General features: G+C 64.3%; 13 protein-coding genes. 6 read left to right on the forward strand and 7 right to left on the reverse strand.

Annotated features, from left to right (window positions below):
- Positions 1–24 precede the first annotated feature (24 nt).
- Entirely contained in the window at positions 25–516 is a 492-nt protein-coding gene (locus tag IVA75_RS39625) for an NUDIX domain-containing protein (RefSeq protein WP_247291307.1), read from the reverse strand.
- An 80-nt stretch (positions 517–596) separates the two neighbouring features.
- Between IVA75_RS39625 and IVA75_RS39630 the strand changes: the two genes are divergently transcribed.
- Positions 597–1,478, forward strand: coding sequence for a metallophosphoesterase (locus tag IVA75_RS39630; RefSeq protein ID WP_247291309.1), 882 nt, complete (start codon positions 597–599; stop codon positions 1,476–1,478).
- Between the two features lie 128 nt (positions 1,479–1,606).
- On the opposite strand, the gene IVA75_RS39635 is transcribed toward IVA75_RS39630, so the two are convergent.
- From IVA75_RS39635 to IVA75_RS39645, 3 genes are all read right to left on the reverse strand, one after another.
- On the reverse strand, positions 1,607–2,161 hold the full coding sequence (locus IVA75_RS39635) for a hypothetical protein (RefSeq protein WP_247291311.1): 555 nt from the start codon (positions 2,159–2,161) through the stop codon (positions 1,607–1,609).
- Between the two features lie 199 nt (positions 2,162–2,360).
- Positions 2,361–2,567 carry a hypothetical protein gene (locus tag IVA75_RS39640; protein WP_007595122.1) on the reverse strand — a complete coding sequence of 69 codons (207 nt, stop codon included), beginning with the start codon at positions 2,565–2,567 and terminating at the stop codon, positions 2,361–2,363.
- A gap of 30 nt (positions 2,568–2,597) precedes the next feature.
- Positions 2,598–4,229, reverse strand: a complete 1,632-nt coding sequence (locus IVA75_RS39645; protein ID WP_247291313.1) for an isocitrate lyase — start codon at positions 4,227–4,229, stop codon at positions 2,598–2,600.
- Between the two features lie 229 nt (positions 4,230–4,458).
- Here IVA75_RS39645 and IVA75_RS39650 point away from each other — a divergent pair, with 229 nt between their 5' ends.
- Positions 4,459–5,904 carry a short-chain fatty acyl-CoA regulator family protein gene (locus IVA75_RS39650; RefSeq protein WP_027568549.1) on the forward strand — a complete coding sequence of 482 codons (1,446 nt, stop codon included), beginning with the start codon at positions 4,459–4,461 and terminating at the stop codon, positions 5,902–5,904.
- Positions 5,905–6,043: 139 nt separating this feature from the next.
- Here the strand turns inward: IVA75_RS39650 and IVA75_RS39655 are convergent, their stop codons facing one another.
- Entirely contained in the window at positions 6,044–6,337 is a 294-nt protein-coding gene (locus tag IVA75_RS39655; protein ID WP_007607017.1) for an antibiotic biosynthesis monooxygenase, read from the reverse strand.
- Between the two features lie 229 nt (positions 6,338–6,566).
- Between IVA75_RS39655 and IVA75_RS39660 the strand changes: the two genes are divergently transcribed.
- Both IVA75_RS39660 and IVA75_RS39665 read left to right on the forward strand, forming a co-directional pair.
- Positions 6,567–7,373, forward strand: coding sequence for a hypothetical protein (locus tag IVA75_RS39660; RefSeq protein WP_247291315.1), 807 nt, complete (start codon positions 6,567–6,569; stop codon positions 7,371–7,373).
- A 163-nt stretch (positions 7,374–7,536) separates the two neighbouring features.
- Positions 7,537–7,878 carry a hypothetical protein gene (locus tag IVA75_RS39665; protein WP_247291317.1) on the forward strand — a complete coding sequence of 114 codons (342 nt, stop codon included), beginning with the start codon at positions 7,537–7,539 and terminating at the stop codon, positions 7,876–7,878.
- Positions 7,879–8,072: 194 nt separating this feature from the next.
- Here the strand turns inward: IVA75_RS39665 and IVA75_RS39670 are convergent, their stop codons facing one another.
- Positions 8,073–8,714 carry a tetratricopeptide repeat protein gene (locus IVA75_RS39670; protein ID WP_026232851.1) on the reverse strand — a complete coding sequence of 214 codons (642 nt, stop codon included), beginning with the start codon at positions 8,712–8,714 and terminating at the stop codon, positions 8,073–8,075.
- 134 nt (positions 8,715–8,848) lie between these two features.
- Positions 8,849–9,781, reverse strand: a complete 933-nt coding sequence (htpX, locus tag IVA75_RS39675; RefSeq protein WP_247291319.1) for a zinc metalloprotease HtpX — start codon at positions 9,779–9,781, stop codon at positions 8,849–8,851.
- Between the two features lie 186 nt (positions 9,782–9,967).
- On the opposite strand from htpX, the gene IVA75_RS39680 reads away from it, so the two are divergent.
- Together IVA75_RS39680 and IVA75_RS39685 are read left to right on the forward strand one after the other, a co-directional pair.
- Positions 9,968–11,269, forward strand: a complete 1,302-nt coding sequence (locus IVA75_RS39680) for a lytic murein transglycosylase (RefSeq protein WP_247291320.1) — start codon at positions 9,968–9,970, stop codon at positions 11,267–11,269.
- Between the two features lie 265 nt (positions 11,270–11,534).
- Positions 11,535–12,038 carry a DUF1993 domain-containing protein gene (locus IVA75_RS39685; RefSeq protein ID WP_247291322.1) on the forward strand — a complete coding sequence of 168 codons (504 nt, stop codon included), beginning with the start codon at positions 11,535–11,537 and terminating at the stop codon, positions 12,036–12,038.
- Positions 12,039–12,163: the final 125 nt, after the last annotated feature.

Below are 12,163 nucleotides of genomic sequence, written 5' to 3' on the forward strand. Positions count from 1 at the left end.
GCGATTTACTAGCACAGGGAGCCATCATCGCCACGTCGCAATCCGCGGCCTGTCGTGCAGGACTTCCGCGATCCGCAGCCGCGTGCCGGGCGTGGTCCCCTCGGGCAGCGCGGTGACCGCGAAGAATCCGCACTCGGCGATCTCGCGATTGGGCGCGGGCAGGCGATCCTGCTTGAACTGCCTGACGACGTAGACCGCGACGTGGTCGCGGCGGGAGACGTGGCTGTTGAGGAAGATCCCGTGCAGCACGGCATCGCCGGTGAGATCGATATCCCCCTCCTCCTTGAGCTCGCGGCGCATTGCTTGCTCCATGGTCTCGCCGAGATCGACGCCGCCGCCGGGCAGATACCAGCCGGTGACGTAGCTGTGCCTGACCAGGAACACCCTGGTGTCGGCATCCAGCACCACGGCGCGGACACCGAGCGTCATGCCGCGGATCAGCAGAAAATAGGCGTGGAAGATTCGCCGCAGCAGCGGCTCGAATCTCCGTCGGACGCCGTTCAGACGTTCTCCCATCGGGCTCCCTTGATGCCCCGCTTGCACGTAGCCTGCGACCTTGCCATTACAACGGGCGAATAGCGAGGCAATCGCCCCCCATGGCCCCCTTCACGCTCGCCCATCTGTCCGACCCGCATCTGCCGCCGCTGCCGAAGCCGCGATTGATCGAGCTCGCCGGCAAGCGCGCGCTCGGCTATGTCAACTGGACGCGCAACCGTCACAAGTACCAGCGCCGCGAGGTGCTCGACGCACTTGTCGCCGATTTGAAGGCGCAAGGTCCCGATCACATCGCGGTCACAGGCGATCTCGTCAATCTGGCGCTGGAGGCGGAGTTCGCGCCTGCGCGCGCCTGGCTCGACGGCGTCGGTCTGCCCGACCGCGTCACCACGATTCCCGGCAATCACGACGCCTATGTCCGCGCCACCTTTCATCGCTTCGGCGAAACCTTCGCGCCCTATCTTGCGGGTGACGATGGCCGTATCGGCTTTCCGAGCCTGCGCCGGCGCGGGCCGCTCGCGCTGATCAGCCTGTCCACGGCGGTGCCCACCTTGCCGTTGATGGCGACAGGCACGCTCGGACGCGATCAGCTCGCGTCCCTCGAAGAGGTGCTCGAACGGCTCGCGACTGAAGACGTCTTTCGCGTGCTGCTGGTGCATCATCCACTGAAGTCCGGCGCGCGCCACAAGCGGATGACCGACTCCGCCGGGCTGCTGACGCTTTTGAAACGCCGCGGCGTCGAGCTGATCCTGCACGGGCACGACCACATTCATTCGACGATGTGGTTCGAGGGACCCAACGGCAACATTCCCGCAATCGGCGTGCCCTCGGCCTCCGCGCTCGCGCACGGGCGCACCCCGGCTGCGGCCTACAATCTGTTCGCGATCGAGAAGGACAACACCGGCTGGCGTTGCGAGCAGACGGTGCGGAGCCTGGGGGCTGGATTTCAGATCGGGCAGATCAAGCATGTCAGATTGATCTAGTCCCACGCCGTCATTGCGAGCGAAGCGAAGCAATCCAGAGTCCCTCCGCAGAGGCAGCCTGGATTGCTTCGTCGCCAGCGCAAAATTGCTTCGCAATTTTGTCGCGGGCTCCTCGCAATGACGACGCCTCACCAGCTCCGCAGGGCCGCGAGCACGGCAACCCCGAACAGCGCGGCGGCGCCGAGCACGAACCCCAGCACGAATGGCCAGAGGGGCGAGCGGCGCCGCGGCTGCGCGGCCTCGGGCTTCGGCTCGGGCGGGACCACCATCGCATGCTCGCGCTCGATCATGCGGCGGGCGACATAGTCCGTGACGGCCTCGACGATCACAGCGGTGTCGTGCGATTCGGCGAGCACGATGCGGCCGAAGCGAGTGTCCTGCACGAAGCGGTACATCCGCTTGTCGCGTCCCATCGAGATGTGCGCGACGACGTCGATCCAGAGCCTGGGCGTATCGCCCTGGCTAATGCCGCGGTCGAACAGGTCGATCTTGTCAGGCACCTGCGCGAACAGGGGATCGAGCGAATCGTTGAGGATCTCGAGCCGCGCCACCTCGGCATCGCGCAAATCGACGACGACGCCAGTCCGGTCGGCGGCCTCGATCCGCGCCCGCAACAGCGCATCGCGCAGCCGCACCGGGCGCGGCTGGCTGGGATGGATCCCGCTGGTCTCGGGCTCTGACATTGGCGGCCTCGTCCTCACTGGGCCGGATTAACCTATCAGCAACCAAAGTGTCCGCAAAGGCCCTACAATTCCAGTTACTTACGGTACCCACAGGCCATTCACCTGTGCCAAAAACAGACGATCCCACCCGGCTTGCGCCGGATGGGACCCTCCGTCCTTGGACGTCTTCTTATTCAGATTGGCATGTAAGTTCAGATTGTCACGCCGAGACCCGCGACGGCTCTTCCACGATCGAGAAGCGGACGCCGGCCTTGTGGCGGTTCTCTTCCGAGACCGAACGCCAGGCGTCCTCGGCCTCCTTGCGGGTCTTGAACGGACCCTGCACCTGGGCCGAGCCTTCCACGAGCTTGTGGAAGTTCATCGAGCCGAACTCGCCGCCGATCACCCAGAAATTGCTGTTGGTCATTGTCAGTCTCCTGTCGATTAGCGTGATGCGTTAGCCGAACTGGTTCATCGTGTTGTGGGCACCGCCCGCCTTCAGGGCAGCCTCGCCGGCGAAGTATTCCTTGTGGTCGTCGCCGATGTCGGAGCCGGCCATGTTCTGGTGCTTGGCGCAGGCGATACCCTGACGGATCTCGGCGCGCTGGACGTTCTTGACATAGCCGAGCATGCCCTGGTCGCCGAAATATTCCTTCGCCAGATTGTCGGTCGAGAGCGCCGCCGTGTGATAGGTCGGCAACGTGATCAGGTGGTGGAAGATGCCGGCACGCTTGGCCGAATCCGCCTGGAAGGTACGGATGCGCTCGTCGGCTTCCTTCGCCAGCGGCGTATCGTCGTATTCCACCTTCATCAGCTCGGCGCGATTGTACTTGCTGACGTCCTGGCCCGCTTCCTTCATCGCGTCGTAGACCTGCCAACGGAAGTTGAGGGTCCAGTTGAACGAGGGCGAGTTGTTATAGGCCAGCTTCGCGTTCGGAACCACCTTGCGGATCCGGTCGACCATCTTGGCGATCTGCTCGATATGCGGCTTCTCGGTTTCGATCCAGAGCAGGTCGGCGCCGTTCTGCAGCGAGGTGATGCTGTCGAGGACGCAGCGGTCTTCGCCGGTGCCCGGGCGGAACTGATAGAGATTGGAGGGCAGCCGCTTCGGACGCATCATCTTGCCGTTGCGGTTGATGATGACGTCGCCGTTGCGGGCGTTCTCCGCCGTCACTTCCTCGCAATCCAGGAAGCTGTTGTACTGGTCGCCGAGGTCGCCGGGCTTGTGGCTGACCGCGATCTGCTGGGTCAGGCCGGCACCGAGCGAGTCGGTGCGGGTCACGACGACGCCGTCTTCGACGCCGAGTTCGAGGAAGGCGTGGCGGCAGGCCCGGATCTTGGCCAGGAACACCTCGTGCGGCACAGTGACCTTGCCGTCCTGGTGGCCGCACTGCTTCTCGTCCGAAACCTGGTTCTCGATCTGGAGCGCGCAGGCACCCGCCTCGATCATCTTCTTGGCGAGTAGATAGGTCGCCTCCGCATTGCCGAAGCCGGCGTCGATGTCGGCGATGACAGGCACGACATGGGTCTGGAAGTTGTCGATCTTCTCGATCAACTCCTTCTCTCGGGTCTTGTCGCCTTCCTTGCGGGCCTTATCGAGGTTGCGGAAGATATCGTTCAGCTCGCGCGAGTCGGCCTGACGCAGGAAGGTGTAGAGCTCTTCGATCAGCGCCGGCACCGAGGTCTTCTCGTGCATCGACTGGTCCGGCAGCGGGCCGAACTCGGAGCGCAGCGCCGCGATCATCCAGCCGGACAGGTACAAATAGGTGCGATCGGTCTTGCCAAAGTGCTTCTTGACCGAGATCAGCTTCTGCTGGGCGATGAAGCCGTGCCAGCAGCCCAGCGACTGCGTGTACTTGGTGGGATCGCCGTCATAGGCGGCCATGTCGGCTCGCATCAGCGCCGCGGTGTAGCGGGCGATATCCAGGCCGGTCTTGAAGCGATTCTGCAGGCGCATGCGGGCGACGGCCTCGGCCGACACCCCGTTCCAGGTCGGCTGGGTCTCCAGAAGCGACCGGGCCGCCTCGACCTCACTCTGGTACGAGGCGGGGGCCTGGAGGGTGCTGATACCGCGGGGCTGGTAATTCATGTGCCTGATCCTTTCGCTGACGATGGCCACCAGCCATCGACATTCTTGACAATGCATTGCGAGATGCGTGTCAGAAGCTAAACGCGAGAACGCTCAGCTCGTACAGTAGGCTTGTATTTGAATGGTGATGTCATGTAACATCGGTACTTGTATTAGATGTCACTTTGTAAATCTTGTAAATAATTAGGTCAGTAAACCTGCCCTTTGATGCCCCTCCGGAGACCTGAGAATGCCCGCCGGTTCCAGCAAGAAGCTCTTCGTCGGCCCGCGCTTCCGGCGGATCCGGCAGCAACTGGGGCTGTCGCAGACCCAGATCGCCGAGGGGCTCGGGATCTCGCCGAGCTATGTCAATCTGATCGAGCGTAACCAGCGTCCGGTGACCGCCCAGATCCTGCTGCGGCTGGCCGAAACCTACGACCTCGACCTGCGCGACCTCGCGAGCGCCGACGAGGATCGCTTCTTCGCCGAACTCAACGAGATCTTCTCCGACCCGCTGTTCCGCCAGATCGACGTTCCCAAGCAGGAATTGCGCGATCTCGCAGAGCTTTGCCCCGGCGTCACCCATGCGCTGCAACGGCTCTATGCCGCCTATACCGAGGCCCGCCAGGGCGAGACGCTCGCCGCGGCACAAATGGCCGACCGCGACGTCGGCACCCGCTATGAAGCCAATCCGGTCGAGCGCGTCCGCGAGCTGATCGAGGCCAACCGCAACTACTTTCCGGAACTCGAGCAGGCCGCGGAGACTCTGCGCGACGAGCTGAACGTGCCGGCCGAAGAGCTTTATGCGGCGCTGGCGACACGGCTGCGCGAAAAGCATTCGATCCAGACCCGCATCATGCCGGTGGATGTGATGCGCGAGACGCTGAGGCGCTTCGACCGCCACCGGCGCCAGCTCTTGATTTCCGAGCTGGTCGATCCGCCCGGTCGCGCGTTCCAGCTCGCCTTCCAGCTCGGCCTCATTGAATGCGCGCAGCATCTGGAGACCATCATCGGCCGCGCCGGCCCGCTCGACGACACACCGCGCCGCCTGTTCCGCATCACGCTCGGCAACTATTTCGCGGCCGCCGTGATGATGCCCTACCCGGCTTTCCTGGCTGCGGCGGAAGCGTTGAATTACGACATCCATCTGCTCGCGCAGCGCTTCAATTCCGGTTTCGAGCAGGTCTGCCATCGGCTCACCACCCTGCAGCGGCCGAACGCGCGCGGCATCCCGTTCTTCCTGCTTCGTGTCGACAATGCCGGCAACGTCTCGAAGCGATTTTCATCGGGCACGTTCCCGTTCTCGAAATTCGGCGGCACTTGTCCGTTGTGGAACGTGCACTCGACCTTCGACACGCCTGACCGCCTGCTGAAGCAGGTGATCGAGCTCTCCGACGGCACGCGCTATTTCTCGATCGCGCAGATGGTGCGCCGCCCCGTCGCGCCGCACCCGCTGCCGCAGCCGCGCTTCGCCATCGGCCTCGGCTGCGAGATCCGTCACGCCGCGCGCCTCGTCTACGCTGCCGGCATCGATCTGGAGAAAACGGAGGGCACGCCGATCGGCGTCAACTGCCGTCTCTGCGAGCGCGAAAACTGCGCCCAGCGCGCCGAGCCGCCGATCACGCGCACGCTGATCCTGGACGAGACGACGCGGCGGGTGAGCTCGTTTGCGTTTTCGAATGCAAGGGAGTTGTAAAGCACACCGCTGTCATGCCCCGCGAAGGCGGGGCATCCAGTACGCGGCGGCTTATCGGTTCAATCCCTGCCGTCTCGGAGTACTGGATCGCCCGGTCAAGCCGGGCGATGACAGTTGAATGCGCGGCTGCACCCAATCCCTACGCCAGCGTATGCACGATCACCGGTCCCGCGGCGGCGCGCGCGTCACCTGCAAGCAGCGCGCCGAGATCCTTCTCGATCCAGGCGATCGCACGCCGGTTCGCCTCCTCCGCCTGCTCGAACTTGTCGAAGATCGAAATCGCCGTGACCGTGTCGTCGCCGGCATAGACGACGTAATAGGCGCGGAAGCCGTCGACGTCGCTGATGATCGGAACGGCGCCTTCCTTGATACGGCGCGCCAGCTCTTCGGCGCTCCCGCTTTTCGCCTTGGCCTGACGGATGGCGGCATACATGGCATCCTCCCTTCCGGCTATCTGGTTTGAGGGCTTGGTGCCCGGACCGCATGCTACGCCGAAGCGCGCGGGCAATCCACGCTTGGTTAACCCGGCGCTAATTCAGTTCCGCGATCCGCAACGATCGATTAAGCACGCCTCAACATCGCTGCCTTAGTCTCGCCCCACTCACTTTTCGCAAACAACGGCGGCTTATCCTGCCGCGTGAAGTGACATCAGGGGGTTCATCATGCGCATTGCGTTGCTGCTGACCGCGACCATTGTCGGCGCGCTCTTTGCCAATCCGTCCCATGCCGGACCGCTGGATGCGTCCGCCGGCGCAGCGCAGGCGTTACCGCCGGGCTTCCAGAGCTACCGCGGCTACATGTTTGACCTGTCGGAGAATTCCGACCGCAAGGATGTCGACAAGCTCACCGACAATGTGAAGAGCCAGATCGACGTGGTCGAGGCTGCCGGCCTCTCACCGCGCGTGCTGCGCTTCTTCCGCACCGTCCCGATCATCGCCAGCGAGCTCGCCTGCCTCGACGAGGGCGCCGCGACCGCATGCTACGGCCGGGTCACGCCTGACATCCAGCGCACCGCTCCCCGCACGCTGACGGTCTGGGACCCCAACAAGCAGCGCTGGAGCAATCCGAACGCCGTCGACCTCGCGGTCGATTCCGGCCTCGGCGTGATCATGCTGCGGCCGGACATGATGCGGTACGAAAAGGAAGCCGTGCTGCTGCACGAGCTCCTGCACGCCTACCACGCGCGGCTGTTGCCGGACGGCTACGCCAACAAGGGCGTGATCGGCTATTACGCCTACGCCAAGTCCAAGGATCTCCTGCCCAAGGAATCCTACGCGCTGAAGAATCACATGGAATTCTTTGCCGTGACCGCCAGCATTTTCCTGGCCGGGAAGAGCGAATTCCACGACCCGAAGTCGCGCGAGGCGCTCAAGGAGAAGCTGCCGGACTATTACAAATATCTGGTGGGCGTGTTCGGCTTCGACCCCGATCCGGCAGCGACAAGCGGCCCGGTCGCCTCGCTGAAGTAAGGCAAAAAACGCCAAACCAAGCCAGAGAGCCGCGCGCGTAGCGCGGCTTTTTTGTTTTGGTCACCGGAAGCTGCGGATGACGCGCGGCCGGGAATTGCCAAGGCCGGGCCCGATCTGCATAGTCCGCCCGCATCGATATTGTTTTCGAAGAGGATAGAACAACATGGCGGACGCCGACCTGGATGTCGTGATCCGGCAACTGGCCAGACAGCTGCATACGGGCCTGATGTCCCGCGCCAAGGAGCGGCGGGATCGATTCAACGGCCTTGCGGCCAAGGCCAAGAGCAAGGAGACCGGCGACCGCTTCAAGATGATGGCCAAGGCCACCATGGAGCAGGCCATCGCCGCCGCCAAGCGCCTGCAGATGTCCGCCGACAACGTCGCCGACAGCTACGCGCGGTCGATGCGGATTGCCGCCAGCACACCGGTCGCGGTGAAGGTGGAGAAGAAGCCCGCCAAGGAGAAGCCGGTGAAGAAGACGAAGAAGGCCAAAGCCAAGAAGTAGGCGCGCACTTTCTTCCTTCTCCCCTTGTGGGAGAAGGTGGCGCGAAGCGCCGGATGAGGGGTTGTTTCCGCGAATTCAACTGCAGCAGGCTCACGCGCGGAGAGATACCCCTCACCCGTCTCGCCGCTTCGCGGCGAGCCACCCTCTCCCACAAGGGGAGAGGGTTGCAGCGGCGCACGCAGCTCTAGATATCTCTACCGCCCTGGCGCGGCGAGCCGGGTCGGCTCGGCGCTCGCCAGTTCGGCGAGTTTTGCGCGCGCTGCATCGCGGGTACGGGCATCCTTGCCGGCCGGCAGCGCCAGCGCGGCCTCGAAATCGGCGCGCGCCTCATTTGCCTGGCCGCGGGCGAGGAAGGCGAGGCCGCGGTCGAGCCGAGGCTGCGCATCCGAGGGGTCGAGGCGGACCGCGGTGTTGTAGCTCAGAATCGCGCGATCGAGATCGCCGGCGGCCGCGAGCGCGAGACCGCGCTGGTGATAGGGCGCGGCGTGCCTGGGATCATGCGCGATCGCCTCGTCGTAATCCTCGATGGCAAGTTCGAGATCGCCATTCTGCCGGCGCGCCAGTGCCCGATCGCGATAGAGCGAGGCGCGGTTGGGATTGAGGTGGATGGCCTCGTCGAAATCCGCGATCGCCCGCCGCCAGTCGCCGTGGCGCAGCGCGATCCGTCCGCGCCCCTCATAGGCGAAAGCGATCAGCGAGCCGCGCAGCGGCGAGAAGCCGATCACCGCCGAACAGATGTCGGGCTCGTCCTCGTCTCCGCAATTGACGACGGTGTGCGTGGAGAGGCCAATCAGCACGCCCACGACGATCAATAATGGTACTGCAGCTTTGGTCATCTTCGACGGTGGCAGGCGGAGAGCCGGCCACGCATCCCCTTTCGCAGGAACTGTCACGGCAGGGTGTTAACACCGGCCGGGACCGTCCTGTGTGCGACAGGTCACAAAGCGCGCAAATTAGAGCCGCTGCTGCGTCAGCCCCAAGGCCCGCGCGAGGACGAGCGACCCCACGGGCTCCGCGGCGGATAGTTCTCATTGGCGCCGACCGACGGCGACGCCTGCGCGCCAAGCTCGGCTGCGAGCTGCTGAAGCGCCGCGACGCGATTCTGCGTCGAGGGATGGGTGGCGAACAAATTGTCGACGCCGTGGCCCGACAGCGGGTTGATGATGAACATGTGCGCGGTGGCGGGATTTCGCTCCGCCTCGACGTTCGGGACCTGATGCGCAGCGCCTTCGATCTTCACCAGCGCCGATGCCAGCCACATCGGCTGACCGGCGATGCGTGCGCCGAGATTGTCCGCGGCGTATTCGCGCGTGCGACTGATCGCCATCTGCACCAGCATGGCGCCGATCGGGGCGAGGATCATCATCAGGATCGAACCGACGATGCCCGGACCATTGTTGTCGCGGTTGCCTCCGAAGAACATGCCGAACTGCGCCAGCATCGAGATCGCACCCGCAATGGTCGCGGTCACGGTCATCAGCAGCGTGTCGTGGTGCTTGATATGGGCAAGCTCGTGCGCGATCACGCCGGCGAGCTCCTCGCGGCTGAGCTGGCGCATCAACCCGGTGGTGACCGCGACCGCGGCATTCTCCGGATTGCGCCCGGTGGCAAAGGCGTTGGGCTGCGGCTCGTCCATCAGGAACACGCGCGGCATCGGCAAGCGGGCGCGGCCCGCAAGCTCGGCCACGAGCCCGACCAGCTCCGGCGCGCTGCCGCGGTCGACCTCATGGGCGCCATACATGGACAGCACCATCCGGTCGGAGTTCCAGTAGGTGAAGAGATTGGTCGCCGCGGCAACGACGAGCGCAATCATGGCGCCGCTAGCACCGCCGATCAGATAGCCAACACCCATGAACAGAGCGGTGAGGCATGCGAGCAGCAATGCGGTACGAAGATAGTTCATGGCCGTCTCCCGAGGCCGGCCGTGGCCGCTGGAGGGATTGCGGGCCGGCAAGCATGAGGTAGGGATGATCCCGGCCCGCCCGCAAGGTTTCCGGGTGCGTCGCGGAGCCGCGGCACTGGTTTGAAGTCAATCGTTCCATTAAGCTTGGCTAAGAATCCAAGCGTCTCCTCCCCTTGCGGAAACCTCATGCTCCAGACCCGATTTGCGATCGCGGCCGCCGCCCTGCTCACGCTCGCCCTTCCCGCCTCTGCCCAGCTCGCTCCGCCACCCGCAAAGCCCGCGGCTCCCAGGGCCACCGCGCCCTCGCCGCGCGCGGCGTCGTGCCACAATGGGGCGAACTTCGATCGCTTCCTGGCCGACGTGAAACAGCAGGCCGTCGCCGCCGGCGTGTCGCAGCGGACGATCGCGGCGGCCTCGCCTTACCTCGTCTACGACCAGGGCATCGTCAATCGCGACCGCGGCCAGCGCGTGTTCGGCCAGCTCTTCACCGAATTTGCCGGCCGCATGGCGGCGCCCTATCGCATGCAGAACGGCCAGCAGCACATCAAGCAACATGCGGCCGCGTTCGCGCGCGCGGAGAAAGAATACGGCGTGCCGCCGGCGGTGATCGCAGCGTTCTGGGGACTGGAGAGCGATTTCGGCGTCAACATGGGCAATTTGCCGACGCTGAAGTCGCTGGTGTCGCTGGCCTATGATTGCCGCCGCTCGGAGATGTTCGTGAACGAGACCATTGCCGCGCTGAAGATCATCGACCGCGGCGATTTGCATCCCGACGAGATGGTCGGCTCCTGGGCTGGCGAGCTCGGACAGACCCAGTTCCTGCCCGTGCATTACGTCAACTATGCCGTCGACTACGACGGCGACGGACGTCGCGATCTCCTCCGCAGCGAGGACGACGTGATCGGCTCGACCGCGAACTACATCGCCAACGGATTGAAGTGGCGGCGCGGTGAGCCGTGGCTGGAAGAGATCAAGGTGCCGCAAAACCTGCCCTGGGATCAGACCGACCTCACGGTGCAGCTGCCGCGCTCGAAATGGGCGCAGCTCGGGGTGACCTATCCCGACGGGAGGCCGCTGCCGACCGACAATCTTGCCGCGTCGGTGCTGCTGCCGATGGGTCGGAACGGGCCGGCCTTCATGGCGTACCCGAATTTCGCGGCATACACCGAGTGGAATAACTCGCTGATCTATTCGACCACCGCAGGTTATCTCGCCACCCGCATCGCGGGCGCGGCTCCGATGCGAAAGCCGTCCACACCGGTCGCGCAGCTGCCGTTCAACGAGCTCAAGCAATTGCAGCAGCTTCTGGTCCAGGCCGGCTTCAATGTCGGCAAGGTGGACGGTGTGCTGGGCCAGCAGAGCCGCGCCGCAGTGAAGGCGATGCAGATCAAATACGGTCTGCCGGCCGATTCCTGGCCGACCGCGGAGCTTTTGGCCCGGATGCGCGGTGGCACGGCGCAGGCGCAGCCTGCGGCGACGATCAGCTAAGCACTAGAATCGCAGTCATGCCCCGCGAAAGCGGGGCATCCAGTACGCCGCGGCCTCTCCATTCAATCACAGCTGCCCCGGAGTACTGGATCGTCCGGTCAAGCCGGACGATGACAGCGAGGTATGGCGCTGACAGCACCACAAGCCCGCTCGGTAGAATTTTCGCACTGCACAAGCCCCTTTTGCAATTGTATTTTTCCATGAGGTTCCCATGTGAGTGGCTCAGGTTTCTCCTGAGATTTCCCACCACAAGAGCGAGCATCACATGTCCTTCCACGACGCCGTCGTTCCCGCCTATTTGCAAATGCTGAACAGCCTGACCGGCCTGCTCACGAAAGCCGAGGCGCATTGTGCGGCCAAGAAGGTCGATCCCGCCGTCCTGCTCGGCTCCCGCTTGTTTCCGGACATGCTGCCGCTGTCGAAGCAGATCCAGCTGGTCAGCGATTTCGCAGCCAAAGGTTGCGCCCGGCTGACCCATAGCGAAGTGCCCTCCACAGCAGACACCGAGACCAACTTTGCGGAACTGAAGCAGCGGCTCGCCAAGACCATCGACTACGTGAAATCGTTCAAGCCCGAGCAGTTCGAGGGCGCCGACACCAAGGACGTCACCTTCCCGGCCGGCCCCGACAAGTCCATCACCATGAAGGGCCAGCAATTCCTGAGCGCGTTCTCGCTGCCGAACTTCTATTTCCACGCCGCGACCGCCCACGGCCTTCTGCGCCACGCCGGCGTCGAGGTCGGCAAGCGCGATTTCCTCGGCGCGAACTAGTACCCGATTATTCAGGCGGCCGCGGCGGGAGATCGAATCTGCTGCCGCGGCTGAAATTGCACATGCTTTATGCTGCGCGGCTCCGCTGCGCATCTCGCCTGCAGTTTCCGTATGGCTCCTCCCTT

It is taken from the genome of Bradyrhizobium sp. 134 (assembly GCF_023074155.1).
In the GTDB taxonomy this organism is placed as follows: domain Bacteria; phylum Pseudomonadota; class Alphaproteobacteria; order Rhizobiales; family Xanthobacteraceae; genus Bradyrhizobium.

Coding starts and splice junctions, on each gene's coding strand:
- IVA75_RS39640 (WP_007595122.1), bottom strand. CDS start 2,567: ATGACCAACAGCAATTTCTGGGTGATCGGCGGCGAGTTCGGCTCGATG.
- htpX (WP_247291319.1), bottom strand. CDS start 9,781: ATGAACTATCTTCGTACCGCATTGCTGCTCGCATGCCTCACCGCTCTG.
- IVA75_RS39625 (WP_247291307.1), bottom strand. CDS start 516: ATGGGAGAACGTCTGAACGGCGTCCGACGGAGATTCGAGCCGCTGCTG.
- IVA75_RS39680 (WP_247291320.1), top strand. CDS start 9,968: ATGCTCCAGACCCGATTTGCGATCGCGGCCGCCGCCCTGCTCACGCTC.
- IVA75_RS39660 (WP_247291315.1), top strand. CDS start 6,567: ATGCGCATTGCGTTGCTGCTGACCGCGACCATTGTCGGCGCGCTCTTT.
- IVA75_RS39670 (WP_026232851.1), bottom strand. CDS start 8,714: ATGACCAAAGCTGCAGTACCATTATTGATCGTCGTGGGCGTGCTGATT.
- IVA75_RS39685 (WP_247291322.1), top strand. CDS start 11,535: ATGTCCTTCCACGACGCCGTCGTTCCCGCCTATTTGCAAATGCTGAAC.
- IVA75_RS39655 (WP_007607017.1), bottom strand. CDS start 6,337: ATGTATGCCGCCATCCGTCAGGCCAAGGCGAAAAGCGGGAGCGCCGAA.
- IVA75_RS39630 (WP_247291309.1), top strand. CDS start 597: ATGGCCCCCTTCACGCTCGCCCATCTGTCCGACCCGCATCTGCCGCCG.
- IVA75_RS39645 (WP_247291313.1), bottom strand. CDS start 4,229: ATGAATTACCAGCCCCGCGGTATCAGCACCCTCCAGGCCCCCGCCTCG.
- IVA75_RS39665 (WP_247291317.1), top strand. CDS start 7,537: ATGGCGGACGCCGACCTGGATGTCGTGATCCGGCAACTGGCCAGACAG.
- IVA75_RS39650 (WP_027568549.1), top strand. CDS start 4,459: ATGCCCGCCGGTTCCAGCAAGAAGCTCTTCGTCGGCCCGCGCTTCCGG.
- IVA75_RS39635 (WP_247291311.1), bottom strand. CDS start 2,161: ATGTCAGAGCCCGAGACCAGCGGGATCCATCCCAGCCAGCCGCGCCCG.